Origin of the sequence: Pseudomonas sp. ChxA (assembly GCF_030263855.1) — a bacterium.
Lineage (GTDB): Bacteria > Pseudomonadota > Gammaproteobacteria > Pseudomonadales > Pseudomonadaceae > Aquipseudomonas > Aquipseudomonas fluorescens_CB.
The window spans coordinates 2654867-2681112 of sequence record NZ_JARPMK010000001.1 but is presented as its reverse complement, the minus strand read 5'-3'; the positions used below and the strand labels follow the sequence as shown (position 1 = coordinate 2681112).

Sequence of the window (26246 nt, the reverse complement as noted above, 5' to 3'; positions counted from 1 at the left end):
ATGTCCCACAGACTAAGAGGCGATGGACTACCGCTCAATGACCGTAACTGACAAGTTATTGATCCAAATGCACAGTGCCCCTTGGCAAGCCGCTGCATGCGCCCTACCCTAGTCGGCGAACCCTGCACACGGTCTGTTGTCTGTTGCCCCATGCGTAAACTTCTAGCGTTCACCGTCTCCATGGCCCTGGTTGCCGCCGTCGCCGCGTATCTGGTCTGGACCCAGGAGCGCCCTGTGGCGCATTACCTGTCGGACCTGCGTATCACCCTGGCCGTTAACGAAGGCGAGCCCGCCGACCGTGGCAACCTGCTGGGCATTCAGCCCGAGCTGTTCCCGGCCGATTACCAGAGCCTGGAACGCTTGCACCTGAAACTCTCGGCCTACCTGCAAAAGGCCCGCGACCAGGGTTTGATCAACGCCAAGACCGTCGTCGTGCTGCCGGAACATATCGGCACCTGGCTGATGCTCAGCGGCGAAAAGAATGAGCTGTACCAGGCCACCCACCTCAAGGACGCGATGAATTGGCTGTCGGCCAGCAACCCATTGCAGTTTGCCCGCGCCTGGATCAGCGCCAAAGGCGATAACCGCATGGACGACGCCTACCTGCGCATGAAGGCACCGGCCATGGCCCGCGACTATCAAGTGCTGTTTGGCGGCCTGGCCAAAGAATTCGGCGTAACCGTGGTGGCGGGTTCCATTGCGCTGCCAAACCCAAGTGTCAGCCAGGGCCAGCTGCACATTGGCCACGGGGCGCTGTACAACGCGAGCGTAGTGTTTGCGGCCGATGGCCTACCCATCGGCGACCCACAGCGCCAGCTTTACCCGATTTACGATGAGCGCGGGTTTATCGCCCCGGGCGATGAAAACCAGGTCAGCGTGGTCGACACCCCGGCCGGGCGCCTGGGCATCCTGATCGGCAGCGACAGCTGGTACCCGGACAACTACCGCAAGCTCAACGAGCAAGGCGCGCAACTGGTCGCCGTACCGGCCTTCGTCACCGGCCGTGACACCTGGGACCGCCCATGGCGCGGCTTTAAAAGCGTGTCCACGCCGCCGGAAATCAGCCTCAAGCCCGAAGAGCTCAGCGAGGGCGAAGCCTGGCGCCGCCTCACCCTGATCAGCCAACAGCCCATCAGCCAAGCCAGCGCCGGCATGAGTGTGTTCCTGCGTGGGCAGTTCTGGGACTTGGGCACCGCCGGGCACAGCTTCCTCAGCAACGACGGCCACGTCACTGCGGGCAACGACGCCCGTGGCGCGCGCCTGCTGAATATCTGGCTGTAACGCCGTGAAGCCGGTGCGCCTTGGGGATTTGTCGGTGGGCTTTGTACAGTCCCTGGCCGACGCCGTCCACAGCCATGGTCTGGACCCGCAGCCGCTGCTGCTGCAATACGGCCTGGACCCGGCGCGCCTTGCCGAAGCCGGGGCACGCCTGTCGATCCCGCGCTATATGCGCCTGGGCCACGCCGCCACCCAACTGACCGGCGACCCCGGCCTGGGCCTGCGCATGGGGCAATTGAGCCGTCTGAGCCAGGCGGGGTTGGCTGGCGTCACCGCCGCACAGGCGCCCAACGTACGCGAAGCGGCGCGCGCACTGACGCGGTTTGAAGCGCTGTACGGCTCCAACTATCGTGGCCAGTCGAGCTTGCATGAGGACGCCGAAGGCGCTTGGCTGCGCTTCTATTCCATCAGCCCCTACAACGCCTACAACCGCTTTGTGGTGGACTCGATCATCGCTGGCTGGTTGCAGCAACTGTCGAGCCTGGCCCAACAACCGGTGCAGGCGCAGCGCATCGACATCGAGTTTGAAGCCCCGGAGTACAGCGACCAGTACCGCGTGCTGGGTGACAGCCCGGTGCATTTCGGTGCCGAGGCCAACCAACTGCGCCTCAACCAGGCAACCCTGGGCCTGCGTAACCCGCAGCATTGCCCCAGCACCTGGCAGCTGTTGTTGAAGTTATGTGAACACGAGTTGGAGCAGCTCACCCGCACCCGCAGCCTGCGCGAGCGCATTACAAGGTTGCTTGGGCCGATGCTCAATGGCGGCCGAGAACCCGACCTGGAAGAAGTGGCGGCACGCTTGAAGCTGCCAACCTGGACACTGCGGCGCAAACTGGCCGATGAAGGCACGCAGTTTCGCGCGATTCTTAACGATACCCGCCGCGATCTGGCCATGACCTACATTCGCGACACGGAACTGGCGTTCGGCGAGATCGCCTACTTGCTCGGTTTTGCCTCAGCCCAAGCCTTTCAACGGGCCTTCAGGCGATGGAACAACCAGACCCCAGGGGAATTTCGCCGCAGTCAGCGGCATTCCGCCTGAAGTCGGTGTTACAGCTCGGTGGCGTCATCGGCCGGATCCAGCGGATCCAGTTCAAACGCGTGGTACTCCAGCAGTTCTTCTTGGTATTCGTCCATGGTGGACTCCTTCTTGATTAAAAGCGGCTGCAGATAAATGACCTGCACACCCAGCCTAAAGTGCCGTGATGACGAAAAAATGTCGGCGCCATGACGTTCCTGCACTTCAAGATAAAACGTAGCAGGGTTGGATCGATTTACCATTGCGGGACCTAGATGCAATTACAATCATTGCAATTGCAATAACATGCCGATTTAAATTAGGGTAAGAGCCTCTGTCGCCAGGAGCCTCGACCCATGCCTGTCTCTACCGCCCAAGCCGCGCAGCACTGCATCGATGCACTGAGCAGTGCCGAGCCGCCGCCTGGCTCGCCGCTGTACACGGTCATGACCATGGCCAATACCCTGGAATTGAGCCGACAAGCCTGGGTGATTCGTGGCCAATCACACAGCCGCCGTGTGGGCAATTGGCCCAGCTGGTTTGCGCGCAATACCGGCGAAAAACCCATGCTGTACCTGCACCGTGCAGCATCGTCGGCGCAGTTATATGGGCTGTCGGAGGCCACCACCCGGCGCGGCATCCTCTGCAACGACATCGAAAACCAGCCCTCTGCCTGGCCCAAGGGCGCGCAACCCTCACTGCCATTGTGGCTGGCGACGAACCCGCACTGCACGCCGTATGACCCGGCGTCCGGCGAAGAAGCCCGGGCGATTGTGCTGGCCGGAATTCACGCGCTGTATGTCGATGGCAAGCCAGGGTTTTACTACCTCACGCTGCACGATCAAGCGCGCACAGCGATGCTCGATACGCAGGATCGTGAAGACGTGCTCAAGGGCATGTACCCGCTGCGCCGCAACCCCGTCGGGGATGTGCGATTACTCGGTGCGGGCCGGGCGCTTGAAGACGTGACCGATGCGGCACAATTGCTCGAACAGGACTGGGGCGTGACGGCGCAGGTGTGGAGTTGCCCGAGCTATACGCGGCTGGCCCGCGAGGCAGCAGCGGCCGAGCGCTGGAATCGCCTGCACCCGATGGCTGCCAGGCAAAGCTGCCATCTGCATGAATGCCTGGCCGGGAGCACCGCGCCGGTGATTGCCGTGACCGGGTATCCACAGGTGATTGTCGATCAGTTGGCGGCGCATGTGCAGGCGCGGTTTGTCGGGTTGGGGGCGGGGTCGGTGCAGGCGTCTGCGCCCAGTCGGTATTGGATTGTGGTGTGTGCGCTGCGGGCGTTGGCGGATGAGGGCCGTATTGGTCCTGAGCAGGTCGAAGCGGCGATGCGTCGGTATCCACTGTGATGCATGGGCACGCGGTCAAACATGTGGGAGCTGGCTTGCCTGCGATGCAGTCACCTCAAGGTGTCAGATACACCGCGGTGAGGCTATCGCAGGCAAGCCAGCTCCCACACAAGCTCGCATTGCACCTCAGGCCTTGCGTCGACTGCGGGTTTGCACGCCCGCCTCCACCGCCAACCCCGCCGTGCGCTCCAAGGTATCGGCAAACAGCTGGCGCTGCTCAGGCTCGATTTGCGACAGGAACAGCTCATCCACCGTGCTTTCGTAGATTTTCCACATCTTTTTACGCAACACCCGGCCAGCGTCGGTGATCGAGGCAAACGCTGCGCGGCCGTCACCGTCGGAGCGCGAACGCACCACCAGGCCGTCCTTTTCCAGGCGGTCTACCAGCCGTGTCAGGTTGTAGCGCTCAATCGCCAGCACATCGGCCAACTCATGCATGCGCCGTGTGCCGTCGGGGCCGCTTTCCAGGCCCCATAACGCGTCGTACCAGGCGTAGGGCGGCAGGTCTGCTGCAGCCAGGCGGCGTTCGATTTCACGGATGACCGTCCTGTGGGCCCTGACAAAACGGAACCATACATCTGGCTCTTTCGACGACATGCAACACCATCCGGGGAATTTCAAGAAGGTTGCAATAGTAGCTCATCCCGCGCTAGATTCAGTCATGTAATTGCAATTGCAATTACTTTAGCGCAACTCCCACAAGGAGCCCGCTGCTTGAAATCCGCCTACCCTGGAGCCTCACATGACCCCCAATAACGCAGTAAGACTGGACGACGATCCACAGGAAACCCGCGAGTGGCTGGAGTCCATCGAATCGGTGCTGTCCACCGAAGGCCGCCCGCGTGCCCACTACCTGATTGATCAGTTGCTGGATTTCGACGTTGCGCGCCATGGTGACTTCTACGGGCGGGTGACCACGCCTTACGTCAATACCATCGCGGTTGACCGCCAATTGCCCTACCCCGGCAACCTGGCCATCGAGCGTCGCACCAATGCGTTTATTCGCTGGAATGCCATGGCGATGGTGCTGCGTGCGGGTAAACACTCGGGTGTCGGTGGGCATATTGCGACCTATGCGTCAGCCGCAGTGCTGTACGACGTAGGCTTCGACCACTTCTTCCGTGGCCGAACCGATACCTTCGACGGCGACCTGGTGTACATCCAGGGCCACTCCTCCCCTGGCATTTACGGCCGCGCCTACCTCGAAGGCCGCATCAGCGAAGCGCAGTTGGACAACTTCCGCCGCGAGGCCGGTGGCGAGGGCTTGTCCTCCTACCCGCATCCACGGCTGATGCCGGACTTCTGGCAGTTCCCGACAGTATCGATGGGCCTTGGCCCGATCACCGCCGCCTACCAGGCGCGCTTTATGCGCTACCTGGAGTTGCGTGATCTCAAGCCACACCAAGGCCGCAAGGTGTGGGCATTCCTGGGCGACGGCGAAATGGACCAGCCGGAATCCCTGGCCGCCATCTCACTGGCCGGCCGCGAGAAACTCGACAACCTGATCTTTGTGGTCAACTGCAACCTGCAGCGCCTGGACGGCCCCGTGCGTGGCAATGCCAAGGTGATCCAGGAATTCGAAAGCCTGTACCGCGCCGCCGGCTGGAATGTGATCAAGGTGATCTGGGGCGGCGGTTGGGATGCGCTGCTGGAAAAGGACCAGAGCGGCCTGTTGCGCCAACGCATGATGGAATGCGTGGACGGCGACTACCAGAACTACAAATCCCAGAACGGCGCCTATGTGCGCGAACACTTCTTCGGCAAATACCCGCAATTACTGACGCTGGTTGCCGACATGTCCGACGACGATATCTGGAAACTTTCACGCGGTGGCCACGACCCCGACAAGGTCTACAACGCCTACGCCGCTGCCGTGCGGCACAAGGGCCAACCGACGGTGATCCTGGCCAAAACCGTCAAGGGCTTCGGCATGGGCGAAGCGGGCGAAGGCCAGAACATCAATCACCAGTTGAAGAAGATGGGCGCTGATGCCGTAAAAGCCTTTCGCGACCGCTTCGGCCTGGAAGTGGCCGATGACCAGCTCGACGAAATCCCCTACCTCAAGCCCGCCGCCGACAGCGAAGAAGCCCGCTACTTCGCTGCCCGTCGCCAGGCTTTAGGCGGCTATGTGCCGGCACGACACACTGCGGTCGAGGCCTTGCAGATTCCCGAACTGAGCGCGTTTGCCACCCAACTCAAAGACACCGGCGAACGCGCCATTTCCACCACCATGGCGTTCGTGCGCATCCTCGGCACCCTGCTCAAAGACCCGCACCTGGGCAAGCTGATCGTACCCATCGTGCCGGACGAGTCGCGCACCTTCGGCATGGAAAGCCTGTTCCGCCAGATCGGCATTCACTCCGCCGTCGGCCAGCTCTACACCCCACAAGACGCCGGGCAATTGAGCTACTACAAAGAGAGCAAAGACGGACAGATCATGCAGGAAGGCCTGAATGAATCCGGGGCCATTTCCTCGTGGATCGCGGCGAGTACGTCCTACAGCAATCACGGCCTGATGACCGTGCCGTTCTACATTTTCTATTCGATGTTCGGCTTCCAGCGCGTCGGCGACCTCGCCTGGGCCGCCGGTGATGCCCGCGCTCGCGGTTTTCTGCTGGGCGCTACGGCCGGGCGCACCACGCTCATGGGCGAAGGCTTGCAGCATGACGACGGCCACAGCCACATCCTGGCGTCGGTGATCCCCTGCTGCGTCGCCTATGACCCGACCTTTGCCTACGAGCTGGCGGTGATCATTCGCGAAGGCATGCGGCGCATGTATGTCGAACAGGAGGACATTTACTACTACATCACCCTGCTCAACGAAAACTACCCGCACCCGGCCCTGCCCGAAGGCGTGGAGGATGGGATTCTCAAAGGTTTGTATCCGCTGAGCACGTCCCCGCAGGCGCAGGTGCAATTGATGGGCAGCGGCTCGATCCTGCGCGAAGTGATTGCTGCAGCGCATCTGCTCGACAAAGACTTTGGCGTGGCCAGTAATGTCTGGAGCGCCACCAGCCTGACCGAATTGCGCCGCGACGGGCACGCGGTGGAGCGCTGGAACCTGCTGCATCCACAGGACGAACCGCGTGCGAGCTACGTGGAAACCAGCCTGGCCGCACACCGCGGGCCGGTGGTGGTGGCGACGGACTATATGAAGTTATTCGCCGACCAGATTCGCCCGTTTGTACACGGCCGTCGTTTTGTGGCGCTGGGCACCGATGGCTTTGGGCAATCGGACACCCGCGAAACCCTGCGCGAATTCTTTGAGGTGGACCGCCACTTCATCGTGCTGGCGGCGCTGAAGGCGCTGGCCGATGACGGCGTGATCGGGCGTGACAAGGTGAGCAAGGCCATCAGCCGCTACGGGATCAACGTCGACAAAGCGAACCCCGCAGCGGTCTGAGTTACTGGGCTGGCGTTGGCAGCGGTGGAATCGCCTCTGTCGGCGCCGGCAGGTTCGGGTTGGTCGGCGATGGGGCTGGTTCAGCCACAGGCGCTGGGGTTGGGGCTGGTGTCGCTGCTGGGGTTGCTGCCGGCGCAGGTTCGGCCTGCGGTGCAATAGGTGCGGCCTCAGGCGGCGGTGCCAGCGGCTCCGACACCGTCGGCGCGAGCGGCGCGGCCTTGGAAGCGTCTACTTTATCGGCAGGCTCAGCCTTATCTGCAGCCGCAGCCTTATCTGCAGGCGCAGCCGCTTTCGGCTCCGGCACGCCCAGCTCAGCCTTGGGCTTCTCTGGAATATGCTCGGCCGTCTTCACTTCCTGGGGCAGGAACACATCCACCAGCGAGAAGTAGCGATCGTAAAACTTTGGCGCCGTCACCGTCTCACTCGCCACCTTGACCATCGAATCATCGGTGGAGCCTATCGGCATCGACACCGAGCCCAACACACCCACGCCGAGGCTGGCGGAGTTGTTGACCTTCTTCAGCGCGTAGCGGTCCTGCAAGGCGTTGGCGAACATGGTCGAGTGCTTGGCGCCTTTGCCATCGTCGGCACACACCACGTTGAAGCTGATTTGCAGGTGGGTTTCGCCGGTCTGCTGGAAACTCTTGTTACCCACCACCAGCTTGGGGTCGCTGCTGGTGATGATGTAACCCTGGCTCAACAGCGCACGTCGCGCCGCTTCACAGGCCGCCACATCGCTGACCGGGTAATCACGGGAGAACGTGCCGGAGTCGTCGAAATTTTCATGTTCATAAATAGCGGTCTTGGGGGACGAGCAGCCCGCAGCGCCCGCCAGCACCAGCGCCAACCCGAGGCTACGCAAGTGAAATGATGTCGACATCGATAATCCTGAGGAAAACAGTCAGGGCGCTATTGTGCAACAGAACGCAGGGTTGGCGCGCACATTCCTGTCGGTAAAACGTCACAGCGTTATTGCACCGCGTGCGCAGGAAAAAGCCCGGCGCACATATGGTCGATAAACACCCGCAGCTTGGCCGAGGCAAAGCGACTCGCGGGCCACAGCATCCAGAAACTGCCGCGATGTACCAAATGCTCATCCAGCACCCGTTGCAGGCGCCCCTGGCGCACCGCCTCCTTGACCATGAAGTCCGGCAGGCAGGCGATCCCCAATCCTTCGTGCACCACATAGTTAAGGGATTCGATGGTGGTGCTGATCAGCGGCGCACGTAACACCGGCTCCGCCACGCCGGGCACATGGCGCAGTGGCCAGGGCTCGAGCTTGCCGGTGGCGCAGAATTTGTGGCGCAGGCAGGCGTGGCTGCTCAAATCCTGCGGCTGTTGCGGCGTGCCATGCTGGGCCAGGTAACCCGGCGTGGCCACAAGGACCAATTGGTAATGGCCCAGATGACGCGCCATCAAGCGCGAATCTTCCGGCTTGCCGGTGCGAATCACCGCATCAAAACCTTCCTCGATCACATCGACCATGCGGTCGGAAAAATCCACATCCAGCTCGATGTCCGGGTAGGCGCGCATAAAGTCGCTGAGCACCGGCATCAACAGGCCACGCACCTGCGGCAAGCTGATGCGCAGCGTGCCTCGGGGCGTGGCGCCGGCCTCAGTCAGCTCCTGCTCCGCCGCCTCCACCTCGGCCAGAATCCGCCGCGAGCGCTCAAGAAACAGCGCACCTTCGCCGGTCAGGGTGACGCTGCGTGTGCTGCGATGAAACAACCGCACGCCCAGGCGTTCTTCCATGCGCGCGATGCTTTTGCCCACGGCCGAAGACGACACTCCCAGCACGCGGCCCGCAGCCGTGAAGCTGCGGGTTTCCGCAACCTGTACGAACACCGAAAGGCTACTCAGACTGTCCATCGCCGACCTTCTTTCTGATTGCGGACTTGAATGTCCGATAAGTTCGGAACCTTAGCCTGTTTTTCCGCAACCCACAGCCCTCTACTCTGCCTCCCTGACCTTTTGCATGGAGACGGAACATGAGCGACTGCCCCTCGATTGCCAACCCGGCCATCACGACCGCAAAGGACACACTGCCCCTCGCCGGCTTACTGGCCTTGGCGTGCGCCGGGTTTATCACGATTCTCACCGAGGCCATGCCGGCCGGGCTGCTGCCACAGATGAGCGAGGGGCTGCAGGTTTCGCAGGCATTGGTCGGCCAACTGGTGACCCTGTATGCCCTCGGCTCGTTACTCGCGGCCATTCCCCTGACCTTATTGACCCGAGGCTGGCGGCGGCGCCCCTTGCTGCTGATTGCCATCGGCGGTTTTGCCTTGGTCAACAGCGTGACGGCACTGTCCACCCATTACGGGCTGACCCTGGTCGCGCGGTTTTTTGCCGGCGTCTTCGCCGGGTTGCTCTGGGCGTTGCTGGCCGGGTACGCCAGCCGAATGGTGGCCTCGCACCTGCAAGGCCGAGCGATTGCTGTGGCCATGCTCGGCGCACCGCTGGCCTTGTCGCTGGGCGTACCGGCCGGTACTTTCCTCGGCAGCGCGGTGGGCTGGCGCCTGAGTTTTGCGATCATGACCGGGCTGACGCTGTTGCTGCTGGTGTGGGCACGCTGGCAACTGCCGGACTTCGCCGGTCAAGCGGCGCAAAAGCGCTTGGGTTTGCGCCAGGTCCTGAGCCTGCCAGGCATTCGCCCGGTGCTGTGGGTCACCCTGACCTACGTGCTGGCGCATAACATTCTGTACACCTACATCGCGCCACTGCTGGTGCCTGCCGGGTTAGTCGCCGACATCGACCAGATATTGCTGGTATTCGGCCTCATGGCCTTGCTGAGCATCTGGCTGACGGGCGTGCTGATCGATCAACACTTGCAGCGCCTGCTGATCATCAGTTGCGCGATGTTCGCGGTATCGGCCCTGGCACTGGGTGTGTGGATGACCTCCACCAGTGCGGTATATGCCAGCGTGGCGCTGTGGGGCCTGGCCTTTGGTGGCTTGCCGGCGCTGTTGCAAACGGCGCTGGCCAAGTCTGCCGGTGACTCGGCCGATGCCGCGCAATCGATGCTGGTGACGGTGTGGAACCTGGGAATTGCCGGCGGCGGGCTGGCGGGCGGCCTGTTGCTGCAAACATCGGGGGTCGCGTTGTTCCCGTGGGCGGCTGGCGGATTGATACTGTTGGCAGTGGCCGCGACGCGGCGCATCGCGAGGACAAGCGCTGGATATACGGTTAACCTTGAAACACCCTGAAACTTAATCGGAATTCGCCCGGGTGATCAAACCGTTCATTTCACTGCGCCGCCGCTTTACCTCACTGCGCTGGCGCACCCGGATCACCCTGTGGGCCGGCGCCACCATCGCCGGGCTGATGGTGGTGATGTTTGCGCGCCTGGCTGACGTGGCGCTCACTCAGTTCGCCGCGCAATCCAGCGCCCACCCGTGGCTGCCCTTCTTCTATACACCGCTGGTAGGCATGCTGGTGGTGTGGCTGACCACGCGCTTTTTTGCCGGTGCCCAAGGCAGCGGCATTCCGCAGGTCATCGCCGCCACTCGCCTGGCCAACAAAGGGCAGGACGTCAGCAAGCTGGTGTCCTTGCGCATCGCATTGGCCAAGATCGGCTTGGGCACACTGGCCTTGACCGGTGGTTTTTCTGCCGGGCGCGAAGGGCCGTCCGTACAGGTGGCGGCATCGATCATGCATTTCTGCCATCGCTACCTGCCCAATGCGCGCATCATCCGCAGCGAAGACTTGATACTGGCCGGCGGCGCCGCCGGTATCGCCGCTGCGTTCAATACGCCGCTGGCCGGCATCGCCTTCGCAGTCGAAGAGTTGGGGCGCAAGCTCGAAACCCGCACCAGCGGTGTATTGCTCAGCACGATTATCTTGTCGGGGATGGTCGCGATTGCCTTGCAGGGCAATTACAACTATTTCGGCCACCTGGACGTTGAAGAGATCAAGCTCGACATCATTGTTCCGGTGTTGGCCGCCGGCATTGGTTGCGGCCTGCTCGGCGGGCTGTTCAGCCGCATGCTGCTGTGGCCACAGCGCTACCACCGGTTTGTGCTTTGGGAATGGCGGCGTGCCCACCCGGTGTGGTTCGCCGGGGCGTGTGGGCTGGTGGTGGCAGTGTTGGGTTGGCTCAGCGGCGGAATGTCCTTCGGCAGCGGCTACGGGATTACTTCGCAGATCATTGCTGCCGATGTCGGCTTGCCGTGGCATGCGCCGGTCACGCGTTTTCTGGCCACGGTGGTCACCTATTTTTCCGGTATCCCCGGCGGCATCTTCGCCCCGTCGCTGGCCGTCGGCGCAGCCGTGGGCGCCAACGCTGCAGAGTTTTTCGCGCTGGCAGCGCAACCGATCATTGCGCTGTGCATGGTGGGCTTCCTGGCGGCTGTGACCCAATCGCCGATCACCTCGGCGATCATCGTGATGGAGATGATCGACAGCCACGGGATGGTGATCAGCCTGATGGCGGTGGCGCTGATTGCCAAGGCCGTCAGTTCGCGAATGGGGCCGGAGTTGTACCAGCAATTGGCGCGCGGTTTTCTACACCCAGCGACAAAAAGCCCATAAGCCTGACAACATTGTTTACAACTTAATCATCAACTTCCTATCATCGCCCTGGGTGCGTGACTGCATAGGGCACAACGCAGGTTAAAGCAAAGCATTGGTCGGGCCGCCAATGGAGATTTGTCGTGCCCAAAAAACACTCTGCGATCCCTCGTCCCCAGGCATTGACCGAGGGCGCGCTGTCGGCCCTTGAGCGGTTTTCACGCATCGAAGCGGTCAGCGGCATCGTCCTGCTGCTGGCGGCCATTGCTGCGCTGATCTGGGCCAACGGCCCGGCGGCCGAGTCCTACGAGCACTTCTGGAACACCCTGATTACCCTCGGGCTGGGCGATTTCAGTGTGTCGCGCTCCCTGCATTTTCTGGTCAATGATGGCCTGATGACCATCTTCTTCCTGGTGGTTGGCGCGGAGATACGCCAGGAAATAAAGGACGGCGCACTCGCCAATCTGAAACTGGCGACCCTGCCGCTGGGCGCCGCGCTGGGTGGCGTACTGATGCCAGCCATCCTCTACACCGCGATCAATCATGGCACCGCCGCCGCCAGTGGCTGGGCCGTGCCCACCGCCACCGACATTGCCTTTGCCGTGGGCGTGCTGGCGCTGTTGGGCAAATCGATCCCCAGCGGCGTGCGTGTATTGCTGCTGGCACTGGCCATCATCGATGACATCGTGGCGATCCTGATCATTGCCGTGTTCTTCACTGCCAGCCTCGACTACATGGGCCTGGTGGTGGCCGCAGGTGGGTTGGCCTTAGTGCTGGTGTTCCAACGGATGGGCATCAGCAAAGCGGCGATCTATCTGCTGCCGGGGGCGATTGTCTGGTTCGGCTTGCTCAAGACCGGCGTACACCCGACCCTCGCCGGGGTGATCCTCGGCCTGATGACGCCGGTGAGTTCCAAGCCCACCACTGAACGCCCACTGGACACCATCGGACGTACCTTCAATGAGCTGATGGATCGCCTCTCGCAACCGGCCGAAGACGCGCACCAGGTCGCCAAGCCGCTCAAGCAACTGCGCGAAGCCCAGCGCGAACTGATGCCGCCGGTGCAGCGCGTGCAATCGGCGTTGCACCCGTGGGTCGCATTCGGCGTGATGCCACTGTTCGCCCTGGCCAATGCCGGTGTCAGCCTACAGGGCTTGAACCTTGAGCACCCGCTGCCCCACGGTGTGTTCATGGGCGTGATCGTCGCCTTGGTGATCGGCAAGCCGTTGGGCGTGATGCTGGCGAGTCTCACGCTGGTCAAACTCAATATCTGCAAGCTGCCCGACGGTGTCACCTGGAGCGGTGTCGGCCTGGTTGGCCTGCTGGCGGGGATTGGTTTTACCATGTCGATCTTTATCTCGTCCCTGGCCTTCTCCGACCCGGAACTGTTGGCAGCGGCCAAACTGAGTGTGTTGACGGCCTCGACCGTGGCAGCGGTGATTGGGCTGAGCTGGGGGAAACTGAAATTCTGAGCCGATCTACGCGGCCCGCTTTCTGCACTTGCGTACGGGTGACGCAGAGCGTCACGGGATGCATTACCACGCAGAGGGTGGGAACGATCAGTTCTGAGCCGATCATTGCGCAAAAAAAAGCCCCCGGTCCTTTCAGACCGGGGGCTTTTTTTCAAACCAACATCAGAACTTCTTGATGTCAGCCTTGGTTTCCAACTGCTTACGGTAGGCAGCAAAGTCCTGCTGGCCAACACGCGATGCGAGGAAGCGGCGGTATTGCGCCTTTTCTTCGTCGGTAGGGGCTGCGGCTTCGTTGACGCCGTTCAAGCGCACGATCACCAGACTACCGTCAGCCAAGGTCACGGTGGTGAAGGTCGGCTTGTCCTTGGCCGCAGGCTTAGGCATGCGGAACAGGGCTTGCAGCACGGCCGGCTCGATCGCTTCAGCGTTACGGGTAGCCGCTTCAGTCACCTTCCAGGCCTGGCCGTCGATCGGCTGGTTCAACGGGGTCTTGCCGTCACGCAGGCTGGCGATCAACTCGTCGGCATGGGTTTTGGCAGCCGCGATGGCGCGCTCTTTGGTCATCTGGGTGCGGATCGCAGCCGACACGCTTTCCAGCGGCAGTTGCGTAGGCTTCAGATGCTCTTTGGCACGCAGCACGATGATGGTTTCCGGGTCCAGCTCGATAGCGCTGCTGTTGGCACCTTCATCCAGCACTTCCGGGCTGAATGCAGCGGTGACCACAGCACGGTTGGCGGCAACACCTTCGCCACCTTCACGGCCAAACGGCGCGGAAGTGTGTACGGTCAGCTTCAGGTCGGACGCCGGCTGAGCCAGGTCGGAGGCTTCGAATGCCGCATCTTCCAATTGCTTGGTCGCCTCGACATAACGCTGCTCGACCTGTTGGGTCTTGAGCTCACGGGTCAGCTTGTCTTTCAGGCTGGCAAACGATGGCACTTCAGGTGCTTCAACGCCTAACAGCTTGATCAGGTGCCAACCGAAGGTGGTACGTACCGGCGCCGACACCTGGTCCTTGTTCAAGGCATACAGGGGGGTTTCGAAGTCCGGGTCGTAGACGCCAGGGCCGGCAAAGCCCAAGTCACCGCCATTGTTGGCCGAACCTGGATCCTGGGAGAACTCCTTGGCCAGGGCTTCGAATTTCTCACCCTTGGCCAGGCGTGCCTGGATGTCTTCGATCTTGGCCTTGGCTTGCGCGTCGGTGGTCTTGTCGTTGACTTCGATCAGAATGTGCGCGGCACGACGCTGTTCAGCGAGGTTGGCGGTTTCTTTCTGATAGGCAGCCTGCAGATCTTCGTCCTTCACAGTAACCTGATCGAAGAAGGACGACTTCTTCAGTTCCAGGTAATCGATGACCACTTGATCCGGGGTCATGAACTCTTTGGCGTGCTGGTCGTAGTAAGCCTTGACCTCGTCGTCGGTGAGCTTCACCGCCGTAGGGTCGGTCTTGATGTTGACGGTGGCAAAATCGCGGGTCTGTTTTTCCAGACGGGCGAAAGCCAGCACCTCGGCATCGGTGACGAAACCACTGCCGGCGATGCCTGCGCGAACCTGGCCGATCAGCATTTCCTGGGTCAGCATCTGACGGAATTGCATACGGGTGTAGCCCAACTGACGGATCACCTGGTCAAAGCGTTCGGCACTGAACTTGCCGTCCACCTGGAATTCCGGCGTCTGCAGGATCACTTGGTCCAGCGCAGCTTCAGAGAAGCCGAACTTGGAATCCGCGGCGCCTTGCAGCAACAGCTTGCGATCGATCAGGCCCTTCAGAGCCGCTTCGCGCAGCAGCTTTTCGTCCAGCAGCGAGGCATCGAAATCCTTGCCCAGCTGTTGCATAAGCTGGCGACGTTGCATGTCGACGGCCTGGCCCAGTTCGGTCTGGGTGATTTCTTCACCGTTGACCTTGGCCACGTCCTGCTTGTTGTTACCCGAAGCCTGAAAAATGGCCTCGATACCGGTGAACGCCATCAAAGCGACGATGATCCCGATAATGGTCTTGGCAATCCAGCCTTGTGAATTGTCCCTGATATTTTGCAGCATGCGTCCCCCAGAAACGGTTGATCTTCAAAAATTAGGCAACCGTGGAGCGTGGGTAGAGTCCGGATAGAAGAAAGGCGCATCCGAGGATGCGCCTTCTCGTAACTGGCGGAGCGGACGGGGTTTTGAACCAACACCCCAGGCCCTGGCGACCCGATGGATACGTGGGTCAGCTGCCGCTCCGCTGCCAGGCCAGACCTGCGTCTGACCCGGGTAGGCAAGGCTTGAACGAAGCTTAGTTAACCGCTTCTTTCAGGGCTTTACCGGCTTTGAAACCTGGTTTTTTGGCAGCAGCGATTTGCAGTGCTTTGCCAGTCTGTGGGTTACGGCCAGTGCGAGCTGGGCGGTCAGTCACAGAGAAAGTACCGAAGCCTACCAGTACCACGGAGTCGCCGGCCTTCAGAGCGCCAGTGACGGATTCGATTACTGCGTCCAGCGCACGGCCAGCAGCAGCTTTCGGGATATCAGCGGATGCGGCGATAGCATCAATCAGTTCCGACTTGTTCACTCTAAGTCCCCTTATATATCTATTGAGTATGATTCTAAGTTTTTTGGTGAAAGCAAAAACCAGTGCTGAATGGCCTACAGACACTTAAGAGCCGCTTTATAACAAGGGCTCTAAAAAGCTGTCAAGGAAGCCCCCAGGCTCATTCGCATTAATGCGTGCTAATTCTTTCCTTGGAATCGGACTCGCGTTTTTCATCCTTCGCGACAATCTCCGGAGCCACATCCGGCAAGGGCTCCGGCGCGTATTGCAACGCAATTTGCAGGACCTCGTCAATCCATTTAACCGGTTTAATCTGAAGATCCTGCTTGATATTGTCAGGAATTTCCTTCAAGTCGCGAACATTCTCTTCCGGAATGATCACGGTCTTGATACCGCCTCGGTGTGCAGCGAGCAATTTCTCTTTCAGACCACCGATGGCCAATACCTGACCCCGCAGGGTAATTTCCCCGGTCATCGCCACATCGGCACGCACAGGAATGCCAGTCAGTGCCGACACCAGTGCCGTGCACATGCCTACACCGGCGCTAGGGCCGTCTTTAGGGGTCGCCCCTTCCGGCATGTGGATGTGGGTGTCGTGCTTCTCGTGGAAGTCCAGGGGGATCCCCAGGCTCTTGGCGCGGCTGCGCACCACGGTCTGCGCGGCGGTGATCGACTCGACCATCACATCACCCAACGAGCCCGTCTTGATAAGCTGACCTTTGCCCGGGATCACCGCAGCTTCGATGGTCAGCAATTCGCCGCCCACCTGGGTCCACGCCAGGCCAGTCACCTGCCCTACCTGGTCCTGCTGCTCAGCCAGGCCGTAACGGAATTTCTTCACGCCCAGGAAGTGCTCCAGGGAATCGGCAACCACCTTCACCGAGAAGCGTTTTTCCAGCGCGTGTTCTTTGACCGCTTTGCGGCAGATCTTCGCAATCTGACGCTCAAGGCCACGCACGCCGGCTTCGCGGGTGTAGTAACGCACGATGTCGCGGATCGCTTCGACCTCAAATTCGATCTCGCCTTTTTTCAGGCCATTGGCCGAGATCTGCTTGGGCGCGAGGTATTTGACGGCGATGTTGATCTTCTCGTCTTCGGTGTAACCCGGCAGACGAATCACCTCCATCCGGTCCAGCAGGGCTGGCGGGATATTCATGGAGTTGGAGGTGCACAGGAACATTACGTCGGACAAGTCGTAGTCGACTTCCAGGTAATGGTCGTTGAAATTATGGTTCTGCTCGGGGTCGAGCACTTCGAGCAATGCCGAGGCCGGATCGCCACGCATGTCGCTGCCCATTTTGTCGATTTCATCGAGCAGGAACAGCGGGTTGCGTACACCCACCTTTGTCATTTTTTGAATCAATCTTCCTGGCATCGAACCGATGTAAGTACGCCGATGACCACGAATTTCCGCTTCATCACGCACACCACCGAGGGCCATACGCACAAACTTACGGTTAGTGGCACTGGCAATCGACTCGGCCAGGGAGGTCTTACCCACACCCGGAGGGCCGACCAGGCACAACACCGGGCCACGAATTTTCTTCACGCGCTTTTGCACGGCGAGGTATTCGAGGATACGTTCTTTGACTTCTTCGAGGCCGTAGTGGTCGGCGTCAAGAATTTCTTCGGCACGGGCCAGGTCCAGGCGCACTTTGGTCTGAGCCTTCCACGGCACCTGCACCAGCCAGTCGATGTAGGAACGCACCACCGTGGCTTCCGCTGACATCGGCGACATTTGCTTGAGCTTGTTCAGCTCAGCCGTGGCCTTGGTCAGGGCATCTTTGGGCAGGCCAGCGGCGTCGATGCGCTTTTTCAGCTCTTCGACTTCGTTATGGCCTTCTTCGCTGTCGCCGAGTTCTTTCTGAATGGCCTTCATCTGCTCATTCAGGTAGTACTCGCGCTGGCTGCGCTCCATTTGTTTCTTCACGCGACCACGGATGCGTTTCTCAACCTGCAGCAGGTCGATTTCACCATCCAGCAACGCCAGCACGTGTTCGACACGGGCCGGCAGGTCGATGATTTCAAGGATGTCTTGCTTCTGCTCGATCTTGAGCGCCATGTGCGCGGCCATGGTGTCGACCAGGCGGCTTGGCTCATCGATGCTGTTGAGGGACGACAGCACCTCAGCCGGGACTTTCTTGCCCAGTTGCACATACTGTTCGAACTGCGAAAGCAGGCTGCGCACAAACACTTCGGATTCGCGCTCAGGGGCTTCGACTTCGTCGATCAGCGCCACTTCGGCGCGCAGGTGGCCGTCCACCTCCATAAAACGCTCTACTGCGCCGCGCTGCTCACCTTCGACCAGCACCTTGACGGTGCCATCGGGCAGCTTGAGCAGTTGCAATACGGTCGCAATGGTGCCGACGCGATACAGGGCATCTTCGCCTGGATCATCATCAGCAGGATTCTTCTGGGCCAACAGCAGGATCTGCTTGTCGCCCGTCATCGCAGCCTCGAGGGCTTCGATAGACTTCTCGCGCCCCACGAACAGCGGGATAACCATGTGCGGATAGACGACGACATCACGCAACGGCAGGAGAGGCAATTCAATGGTTGTCTTCATGATTTCGCCTCTATGACAGTTGAAAAATTAGCTTGAAACCAAGATGGGGGCTGTACGCAAAAAAAACAAGCTCAATGCCAGCAGTTAAACGCATGAATAAACGCGAATTTAACCGCAGAACACAAACCGCCCCGAAAAAACGCCACATAAAAAGAAAGGGCCTCGAAAGGCCCTTGCTTGTACTGCGACGGCTTGACGCTTACGCGTCAGGTGCAGCCTTGGCAGCCGGCTCACTGTTTTCGTAGATATACAGTGGCTTGGACTTGCCTTCGATAACGCTTTCGTCGATCACCACCTTGCTCACCTCGGACTGCGAGGGGATTTCGTACATGGTGTCGAGCAACACGCCTTCGAGGATCGAACGCAGGCCACGTGCACCGGTCTTGCGCTCCAGTGCCCGCTTGGCCACTGACTTGAGTGCGTCGGTACGGAACTCGAGGTCTACACCTTCCATCTCGAACAGCTTGGCGTATTGCTTGGTCAGGGCGTTTTTCGGCTCGGTGAGGATCTGAATCAGAGCAGCCTCATCCAGTTCGTCCAACGTGGCCAGGACCGGCAGACGGCCTACGAATTCCGGGATCAGACCGAACTTGACCAAATCGTCAGGCTCGACTTCACGCAGGGACTCGCCCACCTTCTTGCCTTCTTCCTTGCTGCGCACTTCTGCACCGAAACCGATGCCGCCACGGGTGGAACGTTGCTGAATAACTTTTTCCAGCCCCGAGAACGCACCGCCACAGATGAACAGAATGTTACGCGTATCAACCTGAAGGAATTCCTGCTGCGGGTGCTTGCGGCCGCCTTGTGGCGGTACGGAAGCAACCGTGCCTTCAATCAGTTTCAACAGGGCTTGCTGCACGCCTTCACCGGAAACGTCCCGAGTGATCGACGGGTTGTCGGACTTGCGCGAAATCTTGTCGATTTCGTCGATGTAGACAATACCCATCTGGGCCTTCTCTACGTCGTAGTCGCATTTTTGCAGCAACTTCTGAATGATGTTCTCGACATCTTCACCCACGTAACCAGCCTCGGTGAGGGTGGTGGCGTCGGCGATGGTGAACGGAACGTTCAGCAGGCGAGCGAGGGTCTCTGCAAGCAGGGTTTTACCCGAGCCTGTAGGACCGATCAGCAAGATGTTGCTCTTGCCGAGTTCGACTTCATCGCCTTTCTTGTCACGCTGGTTCAAGCGCTTGTAGTGGTTGTACACCGCTACCGCCAGAACCTTTTTTGCACGCTCTTGACCAATCACATACTGATCAAGGATGCCGCTGATTTCTTTAGGCGAAGGCAATTTATGCGCGCTGCTCTCGGCCTGGGCTTCCTGCACCTCCTCGCGGATGATGTCATTGCACAGGTCGACGCACTCGTCGCAGATAAACACCGAGGGGCCGGCAATCAATTTGCGTACTTCATGCTGGCTTTTGCCGCAGAAGGAGCAATAGAGCAGCTTGCCGTTGTCCTCGCCGTTGCGGGTGTCAGTCATTCGTTCGATCCAAATCCGATAGGCTTGCAACACAAGATGAAGGCTTATGCGGGCTTTTTCAAGCCCGCCGGTGGTCGGACATGCCGACCAGCCTTATTTTGCGGTGCTTATATTAAGCGGGGCGCTTTTCGATCACTGCGTCGATCAACCCGTATTCACGAGCCGCTTCAGCGCTCATGAAATTGTCGCGGTTGGTGTCACGCTCGATTTCTTCCAGGGTGTGCCCGCTGTGCTTGGCCATCAGCGTGTTCAGACGCTCACGAATAAACAGGATTTCCTTGGCGTGGATTTCGATGTCCGACGCCTGGCCCTGGAAACCGCCCAACGGCTGGTGAATCATCACGCGCGAGTTAGGCAGGCAGTAACGCTTGCCCTCGGCACCTGCGGTCAGCAGGAACGCGCCCATGCTGCACGCCTGGCCGATGCACGTGGTCGACACGTTTGGCTTGATGAACTGCATGGTGTCGTAGATCGACATGCCTGCAGTGACCGAACCGCCCGGGGAGTTGATGTAAAGATGGATGTCCTTGTCCGGGTTTTCCGCTTCAAGGAACAGCAGTTGCGCACAGATCAGGTTGGCCATGTAGTCCTCTACCGGGCCGACCAGAAAAATCACTCGTTCCTTGAGCAGGCGCGAGTAGATGTCATAGGCGCGTTCGCCACGAGCAGATTGCTCGACAACCATCGGGACCAAGCCGCCAGCGGCCTGGATATCAGAGTTCTGCTGAATATAGGAATTACGGAACATGCTCTGCAGTTACTCCCAAATAGTCATGTCTTGAAAACGCATAAGCCAGCGCGAGGCTGGCTTATGGTTATATTTCGAACGAGTTGGACAATCAGTCGGCTTGTGCTGCTTCCGCCGGTTTGACCGCTTCTTCGTAAGAGACCGCTTTGTCGGTCACCTTAGCCTTCTGCAGAACAGTATCCACAACTTGTTCTTCCAGCACAACCGAACGTACTTCGTTCAGTTGCTGGTCGTTCTTGTAGTACCAAGCCACGACCTGCTCAGGCTCCTGGTAGGCCGAAGCCATTTCCTGGATCATTTCGCGAACGCGATCTTCGTCAGGCTTGAGGTCGAATTGCTTGACCACTTCAGCCACGACCAGACCCAGTACAACGCGGCGCTTGGCTTGCTCTTCGAACAGCTCGGCCGGCAGTTGGTCAGGCTTGATGTTGCCACCGAACTGCTGAACCGCTTGAACGCGCAGGCGATCCACTTCGTTGGACAGCAGGGCCTTAGGCACTTCGATCGGGTTGGCGGCCAGCAGACCATCCATCACCTGGTTCTTGACCTTGGACTTGATGGCCTGACGCAGCTCACGCTCCATGTTCTTGCGAACTTCGGTGCGGAAGCCCTCGATGCCGGTTTCCTTGATACCGAACTGGGCGAAGAATTCTTCGTTCAGCTCAGGCAGCTTAGGCTCGGAAACGCTGTTGACGGTCACGGTGAACTCGGCGGCTTTGCCGGCCAGGTCCAGGTTCTGGTAGTCAGCCGGGAAAGTCAGGTTCAGAACACGCTCTTCACCGGCCTTGGCGCCAACCAGGCCGTCTTCGAAGCCCGGGATCATGCGGTTGGAACCCAGCACCAGTTGGGTGCCCTTGGCGGAGCCGCCAGCGAATGCTTCGCCGTCAACCTTGCCAACGAAATCGATGTTCAGCTGGTCTTCGTTCTGGGCAGCACGGTCGGCCACTTCAAAACGGGTGTTCTGCTTGCGCAGGATTTCCAGCATGTTGTCCAGGTCGGCATCTGCCACGTCAGCGCTCAGGCGCTCAACGGCGATGTCTTCGAAACCGGCAACGGTGAATTCCGGGAACACTTCGAATACGGCTACGTATTCCAGGTCTTTACCGGCTTCCAGGGACTTAGGCTCGATCGAAGGCGAACCCGCTGGGTTCAGCTTGTGCTCGACAACGGCTTCGTAGAAGGAAGCCTGGATCACGTCACCAACAGCTTCCTGACGCGCATCGGCACCAAAACGACGCTTGATTTCGCTCATTGGCACTTTGCCTGGACGGAAACCAGCGATCTTGGCCTTTTGGGCAGTCTGCTGCAGACGCTTGTTGACCGCAGTCTCAATACGCTCTGCCGGCACGGTGATGCTCAGGCGGCGCTCGATGGCAGTAGTATTTTCAACAGAAACTTGCATGGATATTCCTCGTTGCACAGACGTTAGCCGGCCGTTTCCGACCCCAGAATGTCGGGTAGAGATGGGCCATTACTGGCCCATCTCCCCCTAAGAACCGTACGTGCGAGTTTCCCCGCATACGGCTCGGGCCTAATCAAAACCCCCGGTAAGGGGAGCCGGTTTGTTCACTGTCAATCCGCGAGCGTGTAGCCGCTGGTGACAAAGGGGGTGCAATAGTACCCGGTTATTTAGGGAGTCTCCACCGCCTTTTGTGCGGTACAGAATGTGGTGATCATGCCACCCCGTCTCCTTCGTAATCGGTAACTTACATATTGGACACAATCCTTTCTGACTCTGGAAAAGGCTCAAGATTTGCTTACGGTACGCCAGCCTTTTGAGCATCTGTTCCATACGCCTTTTCTCACCCATTTCCTCCATAGAAGGATCGAAGGGGTTGTACTCCCCACTCACCTTCTTGTGTCGTTCGATCGGAGTGCTCGCTAGCGAGTACAACTCGATCGTTCGCATCTCTCCCTTGTCATTCATCGTCGCGGTAGCAAACACCCCTTTCCGCCCCTTCATGGGTTTAAAGTATTTCGCTCCGATCCACTGGAGTGTTTTCTTAGGGTGTCGCCGTTTTGCCCAACGCCATAGAGCCAGAAAGATCATGTAATCCATGCGGCTATACGCTTTCTTGGCTACCACAGGCTGGTGATAGAACGCCCAGCCACGCAGTATCGGATTCAGCTGTCGGATCAGATCCTCCTGCCTTACCGTTTTGCTGGTACTGATGACCTCCCTTACCTTGCTATAGAACGCTTTCACGTTTTTCTTGCTTGGCTTGATCAGAAGCTTCCCATCGTACTTGCGGAAATTCCAACCTAGAAAGTCAAAGCCTTCCTTTATATGGACGACACGCGTCTTCTCGAGTGACAACTGCAGCCCCCGCACTGCTAGGAACTGCTCTACCCAAGGTCTGACTTCAGTTTCCAGCACCTCTCGCGAGGTTCCGGTTATCACAAAGTCATCCGCGTAACGCACCACATTGATTTTCAGCTTCTTGGCCTTGGTCACACCCAGATGTTGCTTAAGTTGTGACTCCAGCCCATCCAGCACCAGATTCGCCAAGCTGGGCGAGACAATCCCGCCCTGTGGCGTACCGGCATCCGTTGCCTGTAGCTGGCCTTTATGAATCACGCCAGCTTTCAACCATTTTCGGAGAACCACCTTATCCGTTGGGACGTTGGTGATAAGCCAGTCATGATTGATATGGTCAAAGCAGCCTTTGATGTCCGCCTCCAAAACCCATTGGGCCGAAACCTTCTTGGATAGGCATACGAACAACTGCCCCATTGCATCCGCCGTAGATCGCTCGATCCTAAAGCCGTAGCTGTTTGGATCGCCGGTGGTTTCTGCAATGGGTGCCAGAGCAAGCAAATACAACGCCTGCATTGCCCTGTCCGTCATGGTCGGAATGCCCAGAGGGCGCTCCTTTCCATTTGACTTCGGAATAAACACACGCCGTAAAGGCCGTGGCTTATAACCGTGGCGCCTCAACCCATTTGCCGCCTTCCATTTGGCATCGGGTGTATCCCAGAGCACGCGGTCGACTCCCGCCGTGCGCTTACCCTGGTTTTCAGTGACTCGCCGTACGGCCAAGTATCTGGCCGAGCGTGAGCGGGTCAGCATCCGCTGCAAGGCTTTCACCCTGCGCCAGTTGCCTTCCCGACAAGCCTTCGCAATCCGTATCTGCATCGCCCGGACATTCCGCTGAACACGCCACCAATCGATGTCATGCCATTGTTGCGGAGCGCCGGAAGGCGCAGACACGGCCAATTGGCTATGTTCTAACATGCTGCCTTCCTCTCAAGTTGCCCCAAGCGAAAGACGCACACATCCCCTGACGGGAATGGACGCTCCCGCCAGGGCTGGATTAATAGAAGATCCGTTACAGCTGGATCTCTAGGTTTATTGAGACAGGTTCACTCAGAGTTCATGCGACGAAAGACCACGCAGAAGTCTGCCCGGTTTCCCGTGGAGCAATGTTCCAGCCCCTATCCAGGCCATTACAGCCCGGCTTTCGCTTTCTCTGCGATCCCATACCCGCACAGCCAACGGATCACCTTGCGGTTCACCTGCCCGAAGGCAGCTATACGGGCTTACCACGTTCCCTGCCTGTCACACGACTGGGTTAGAGTCTGCCTATTCGCCGGCGACCTTATGTGACGACGTGTTCCGACCCTTGACCAGAACAACCGGTCGCATCACCTTTTTGGTTAATGCCTATCAGCAGATTAGGCACCGTAATGCTGACGACGTTTATTAGCAGTTCACTTGTGTTACCCATACCAGCCAGCCTAGCGCCTCAACCCGGTACTGCTCCGAGCATCTGCGCTCCGCCTCACGGCGAAGACGCACCCATACGGGGGCTACATTGTTGGAAGAGCTTCACACCCCACCGTTACCAGTGACGCATGTCTTCCTAGGCTATCGTTGGTCGCACAACGAGTCCGCTGCCACTCCAAACAGGCAATGGTTGGACAATGACAGACAGAGCTTTCGCTCATGTCTCCGGTTTGATGTGAACAGGGACTGCCGAGGCAGCATGCTCAAAGAATTGTTACCTCCTGTTTCAAAAGCAGGAGGGAACCCCAGCGGGGATTCTCTCCCGCATGGGTTTAGCCCTGAATAGGGCTGATGTGTAGTAGGCACTCCAATACCGGAAATCCAGTACTGCGGTCGAGCCACCGAGCGCTAATCGACCTTGAGTTTGCCACCGCCGCTGCGGCAAGTCCTTGAAGGCATTGGACTTCTGGGAGGGTTTTGTTTCTTGGGGTTGGGTACCCAAGCTCTCGGCTCTCTTTCGAAAACCCTTCAAGATGACTCTACACCTCGAAGTTTAGGAGACACGCCACGCGTGTCGCACCAAGGGCATGCATTCTAGTGGGTCAAACTCAAGAAGTCACCCTACTGAAAACGGGTGGAAAAACAGCAGGCCATTTATAGGTTCAAGTGCACGCATGCACCTTATCCCGTTAGCAAATACAGCGCATCACGCCAGGGCTCTAGGCCAGCCCTTCTATATATAGAAGAGGCTGGATGCACACCCCGGCGGGCGACCCTGCAAGCAAGGTCGAAGGGTGTGGCGGCAGCATCGAGAAACACAAATACGATGAAACGCCCTACCCTGAAAACTCAAAACGCTCAAACAAAAACGGCACAGCCCTTTTTCAGGTACTGCGCCGTTATTCGCTATTAAATAGCTGTACCGACCCTTATATAGCCGCGGATCAGTCCTACACGCTCAAAACCGGCAACGATTCTAACGCCAAGGCATTGAGAATGCTTGTTTTTTCTTGACGTCAATCCACGCCACAGGCCTGGTGCCGATCGATGGCGGCAAAAACCCGACTGCGCGCCCGGTGCAGCAGCACCCGCGCGTTGCACAGACTCACGCCCAGCAACTCGGCAATCTCCTCAAGTTCAAGCCCTACCCGCTCACGCAGCACAAGTGCAGCGCTCTGAAGCGTCGACAGCTCCTGCAACGCGCGCTCGATACAGGCGCGCAGTTCGTCTTCACTGACCAGCGCCTCGGGCGTGTCTTCATGCCAACCTGCCGGTGCCGACAGCCACTGGCCACTGGCGGCGCAAAAGCGCTCCTGCCCCAGCGAGTCATCGAAAAACACCTCGCGCCGACTCCGACCATAGCGACCCTTGGCTTTATTGGCCGTAATCGTCAGCACCCAGGTCTTCAGGCTGGAGCGCCCCTGAAAACCACTCAGCCCGCGCACAATCGCCAACCAGGCATCTTGCACCACATCATCCACATGCCGATGCCCGGCAATCGCCGAGGCCACCGCACGCATCGCGCCCTGATGGGTGTTGACCAGGTCGCAATAAGCCGATTGCTCCCCCAACAGCAGGCGCACGAGCAAATGCGCCTCGCCAACCGCCATTCCCTGACTTTGATCCTGCTGTTGTGCCAACATTTTTCAGACCCTCCACGTAGCAGCGGATGAGGATCCAGACCCGTCCACGGTCATCCTCATCAGTACATACGCGGCTGGGCATTTTTTGGATGCAAAAAAAAGCGCCAGATCATTGATCTGGCGCTTTTTAAAATATGGGGTGGACGAAGGGGATCGAACCCTCGACAACGGGAGTCACAATCCCGTGCTCTACCAACTGAGCTACGCCCACCATATTGCATCAACAAGGAACTCGAACACCTTCCTTGTCTGGCCTCACCTTGCCGAATGGCCGGGTGACGCTTAATTGGTGCGGATGAAGAGACTCGAACTCTTACGCCTCGCGGCGCTGGAACCTAAATCCAGTGTGTCTACCAATTCCACCACATCCGCGCTTGAAGCTCTTAAAGCAAAGGCGCCAGACGATTAATCTGGCGCCTTTTAAATATGGGGTGGACGAAGGGGATCGAACCCTCGACAACGGGAGTCACAATCCCGTGCTCTACCAACTGAGCTACGCCCACCATATAACGCTACTTGTGCC

The 26246-nt window shown here is 59.1% G+C and carries 20 protein-coding genes and 3 tRNA genes; 8 read left to right on the top strand and 15 right to left on the bottom strand.

The features are described 5' to 3' along the window. The first annotated feature begins 150 nt into the window (after nt 1–150). Both P5706_RS12045 and P5706_RS12040 read left to right on the top strand, forming a co-directional pair. A complete protein-coding gene (locus P5706_RS12045; RefSeq protein WP_200430576.1) occupies nt 151–1281 on the top strand; it encodes a carbon-nitrogen hydrolase family protein in 1131 nt (376 codons plus the stop codon). Between the two features lie 4 nt (nt 1282–1285). Continuing rightward, entirely contained in the window at nt 1286–2320 is a 1035-nt protein-coding gene (locus tag P5706_RS12040; protein ID WP_285679369.1) for an AraC family transcriptional regulator, read from the top strand. 8 nt (nt 2321–2328) lie between these two features. Here the strand turns inward: P5706_RS12040 and P5706_RS12035 are convergent, their stop codons facing one another. Continuing rightward, nucleotides 2329–2559, bottom strand: coding sequence for a hypothetical protein (locus tag P5706_RS12035; RefSeq protein WP_200430754.1), 231 nt, complete (start codon nt 2557–2559; stop codon nt 2329–2331). A 93-nt stretch (nt 2560–2652) separates the two neighbouring features. Between P5706_RS12035 and P5706_RS12030 the strand changes: the two genes are divergently transcribed. Next, nucleotides 2653–3654, top strand: a complete 1002-nt coding sequence (locus P5706_RS12030) for a transketolase-like TK C-terminal-containing protein (protein WP_285679368.1) — start codon at nt 2653–2655, stop codon at nt 3652–3654. Nucleotides 3655–3780: 126 nt separating this feature from the next. On the opposite strand, the gene P5706_RS12025 is transcribed toward P5706_RS12030, so the two are convergent. Then, nucleotides 3781–4251: a MarR family winged helix-turn-helix transcriptional regulator gene (locus P5706_RS12025; protein WP_200430579.1), complete on the bottom strand. Its 471-nt coding sequence runs from the start codon at nt 4249–4251 to the stop codon at nt 3781–3783. A 145-nt stretch (nt 4252–4396) separates the two neighbouring features. Here P5706_RS12025 and aceE point away from each other — a divergent pair, with 145 nt between their 5' ends. After that, nucleotides 4397–7057 carry a pyruvate dehydrogenase (acetyl-transferring), homodimeric type gene (aceE, locus tag P5706_RS12020; protein ID WP_285679367.1) on the top strand — a complete coding sequence of 887 codons (2661 nt, stop codon included), beginning with the start codon at nt 4397–4399 and terminating at the stop codon, nt 7055–7057. 1 nt (nt 7058) lies between these two features. On the opposite strand, the gene P5706_RS12015 is transcribed toward aceE, so the two are convergent. Together P5706_RS12015 and P5706_RS12010 are read right to left on the bottom strand one after the other, a co-directional pair. Continuing rightward, on the bottom strand, nt 7059–7937 hold the full coding sequence (locus tag P5706_RS12015; protein ID WP_285679366.1) for a DUF2242 domain-containing protein: 879 nt from the start codon (nt 7935–7937) through the stop codon (nt 7059–7061). An 89-nt stretch (nt 7938–8026) separates the two neighbouring features. Next, complete coding sequence (locus tag P5706_RS12010) at nt 8027–8926, bottom strand: LysR family transcriptional regulator (protein WP_200430582.1); 900 nt, start codon at nt 8924–8926, stop codon at nt 8027–8029. A gap of 119 nt (nt 8927–9045) precedes the next feature. On the opposite strand from P5706_RS12010, the gene P5706_RS12005 reads away from it, so the two are divergent. From P5706_RS12005 to nhaA, 3 genes are all read left to right on the top strand, one after another. Then, the gene (locus tag P5706_RS12005) at nt 9046–10260 is read left to right on the top strand and encodes an MFS transporter (RefSeq protein ID WP_285679365.1); all 1215 of its coding nucleotides are present in this window, start codon (nt 9046–9048) and stop codon (nt 10258–10260) included. Between the two features lie 22 nt (nt 10261–10282). Beyond that, on the top strand, nt 10283–11584 hold the full coding sequence (locus tag P5706_RS12000) for a chloride channel protein (RefSeq protein ID WP_200430584.1): 1302 nt from the start codon (nt 10283–10285) through the stop codon (nt 11582–11584). Nucleotides 11585–11706: 122 nt separating this feature from the next. Then, nucleotides 11707–13035: a Na+/H+ antiporter NhaA gene (gene nhaA / locus P5706_RS11995; RefSeq protein ID WP_285679364.1), complete on the top strand. Its 1329-nt coding sequence runs from the start codon at nt 11707–11709 to the stop codon at nt 13033–13035. 162 nt (nt 13036–13197) lie between these two features. Here nhaA and P5706_RS11990 read toward each other — a convergent pair whose 3' ends face one another. The 7 genes from P5706_RS11990 to ltrA form a co-directional block, all read right to left on the bottom strand. Next, nucleotides 13198–15072 carry a SurA N-terminal domain-containing protein gene (locus P5706_RS11990; protein ID WP_285679363.1) on the bottom strand — a complete coding sequence of 625 codons (1875 nt, stop codon included), beginning with the start codon at nt 15070–15072 and terminating at the stop codon, nt 13198–13200. 232 nt (nt 15073–15304) lie between these two features. Next, nucleotides 15305–15592 (bottom strand): HU family DNA-binding protein, encoded by a 288-nt coding sequence (locus tag P5706_RS11985; protein ID WP_221034285.1) that lies wholly within the window; start codon nt 15590–15592, stop codon nt 15305–15307. Between the two features lie 133 nt (nt 15593–15725). Next, nucleotides 15726–18122, bottom strand: coding sequence for an endopeptidase La (lon, locus tag P5706_RS11980; protein ID WP_200430587.1), 2397 nt, complete (start codon nt 18120–18122; stop codon nt 15726–15728). Between the two features lie 199 nt (nt 18123–18321). Further along, nucleotides 18322–19605, bottom strand: coding sequence for an ATP-dependent Clp protease ATP-binding subunit ClpX (gene clpX, locus P5706_RS11975; protein ID WP_017136464.1), 1284 nt, complete (start codon nt 19603–19605; stop codon nt 18322–18324). Between the two features lie 112 nt (nt 19606–19717). Next, nucleotides 19718–20353 carry an ATP-dependent Clp endopeptidase proteolytic subunit ClpP gene (gene clpP, locus P5706_RS11970; RefSeq protein WP_003174822.1) on the bottom strand — a complete coding sequence of 212 codons (636 nt, stop codon included), beginning with the start codon at nt 20351–20353 and terminating at the stop codon, nt 19718–19720. 91 nt (nt 20354–20444) lie between these two features. Beyond that, complete coding sequence (gene tig, locus P5706_RS11965) at nt 20445–21755, bottom strand: trigger factor (RefSeq protein WP_221295137.1); 1311 nt, start codon at nt 21753–21755, stop codon at nt 20445–20447. Between the two features lie 129 nt (nt 21756–21884). Then, nucleotides 21885–23588: a group II intron reverse transcriptase/maturase gene (gene ltrA / locus P5706_RS11960; protein WP_023093520.1), complete on the bottom strand. Its 1704-nt coding sequence runs from the start codon at nt 23586–23588 to the stop codon at nt 21885–21887. A 1245-nt stretch (nt 23589–24833) separates the two neighbouring features. On the opposite strand from ltrA, the gene P5706_RS11955 reads away from it, so the two are divergent. Continuing rightward, nucleotides 24834–25094, top strand: coding sequence for a hypothetical protein (locus P5706_RS11955; RefSeq protein ID WP_285679361.1), 261 nt, complete (start codon nt 24834–24836; stop codon nt 25092–25094). Nucleotides 25095–25096: 2 nt separating this feature from the next. On the opposite strand, the gene P5706_RS11950 is transcribed toward P5706_RS11955, so the two are convergent. The 4 genes from P5706_RS11950 to P5706_RS11935 all read right to left on the bottom strand — a co-directional run bounded on the left by P5706_RS11950 (nt 25097) and on the right by P5706_RS11935 (nt 26226). Further along, nucleotides 25097–25690, bottom strand: a complete 594-nt coding sequence (locus P5706_RS11950; protein WP_285682708.1) for an RNA polymerase sigma factor — start codon at nt 25688–25690, stop codon at nt 25097–25099. 168 nt (nt 25691–25858) lie between these two features. Next, nucleotides 25859–25934: transfer RNA gene (locus P5706_RS11945), tRNA-His, on the bottom strand. 76 nt (nt 25935–26010) lie between these two features. Next, nucleotides 26011–26095, bottom strand: a tRNA-Leu gene (locus tag P5706_RS11940). Nucleotides 26096–26150: 55 nt separating this feature from the next. Next, a tRNA-His gene (locus P5706_RS11935) sits at nt 26151–26226 on the bottom strand. Between the last annotated feature and the right edge of the window lie 20 nt (nt 26227–26246).

What these genes read in the sequence shown, in the direction of transcription:
- P5706_RS12045 (WP_200430576.1), top strand. Translation starts at nt 151, where the DNA reads ATGCGTAAACTTCTAGCGTTCACCGTCTCCATGGCCCTGGTTGCCGCC.
- P5706_RS12035 (WP_200430754.1), bottom strand. Translation starts at nt 2,559, where the DNA reads ATGGTAAATCGATCCAACCCTGCTACGTTTTATCTTGAAGTGCAGGAA.
- P5706_RS12030 (WP_285679368.1), top strand. Translation starts at nt 2,653, where the DNA reads ATGCCTGTCTCTACCGCCCAAGCCGCGCAGCACTGCATCGATGCACTG.
- P5706_RS12025 (WP_200430579.1), bottom strand. Translation starts at nt 4,251, where the DNA reads ATGTCGTCGAAAGAGCCAGATGTATGGTTCCGTTTTGTCAGGGCCCAC.
- aceE (WP_285679367.1), top strand. Translation starts at nt 4,397, where the DNA reads ATGACCCCCAATAACGCAGTAAGACTGGACGACGATCCACAGGAAACC.
- P5706_RS12015 (WP_285679366.1), bottom strand. Translation starts at nt 7,937, where the DNA reads ATGTCGACATCATTTCACTTGCGTAGCCTCGGGTTGGCGCTGGTGCTG.
- P5706_RS12010 (WP_200430582.1), bottom strand. Translation starts at nt 8,926, where the DNA reads ATGGACAGTCTGAGTAGCCTTTCGGTGTTCGTACAGGTTGCGGAAACC.
- P5706_RS12005 (WP_285679365.1), top strand. Translation starts at nt 9,046, where the DNA reads ATGAGCGACTGCCCCTCGATTGCCAACCCGGCCATCACGACCGCAAAG.
- P5706_RS11990 (WP_285679363.1), bottom strand. Translation starts at nt 15,072, where the DNA reads ATGCTGCAAAATATCAGGGACAATTCACAAGGCTGGATTGCCAAGACC.
- lon (WP_200430587.1), bottom strand. Translation starts at nt 18,122, where the DNA reads ATGAAGACAACCATTGAATTGCCTCTCCTGCCGTTGCGTGATGTCGTC.
- clpX (WP_017136464.1), bottom strand. Translation starts at nt 19,605, where the DNA reads ATGACTGACACCCGCAACGGCGAGGACAACGGCAAGCTGCTCTATTGC.
- clpP (WP_003174822.1), bottom strand. Translation starts at nt 20,353, where the DNA reads ATGTTCCGTAATTCCTATATTCAGCAGAACTCTGATATCCAGGCCGCT.
- tig (WP_221295137.1), bottom strand. Translation starts at nt 21,755, where the DNA reads ATGCAAGTTTCTGTTGAAAATACTACTGCCATCGAGCGCCGCCTGAGC.
- ltrA (WP_023093520.1), bottom strand. Translation starts at nt 23,588, where the DNA reads ATGTTAGAACATAGCCAATTGGCCGTGTCTGCGCCTTCCGGCGCTCCG.
- P5706_RS11955 (WP_285679361.1), top strand. Translation starts at nt 24,834, where the DNA reads ATGCACACCCCGGCGGGCGACCCTGCAAGCAAGGTCGAAGGGTGTGGC.
- P5706_RS11950 (WP_285682708.1), bottom strand. Translation starts at nt 25,690, where the DNA reads ATGGCGGTTGGCGAGGCGCATTTGCTCGTGCGCCTGCTGTTGGGGGAG.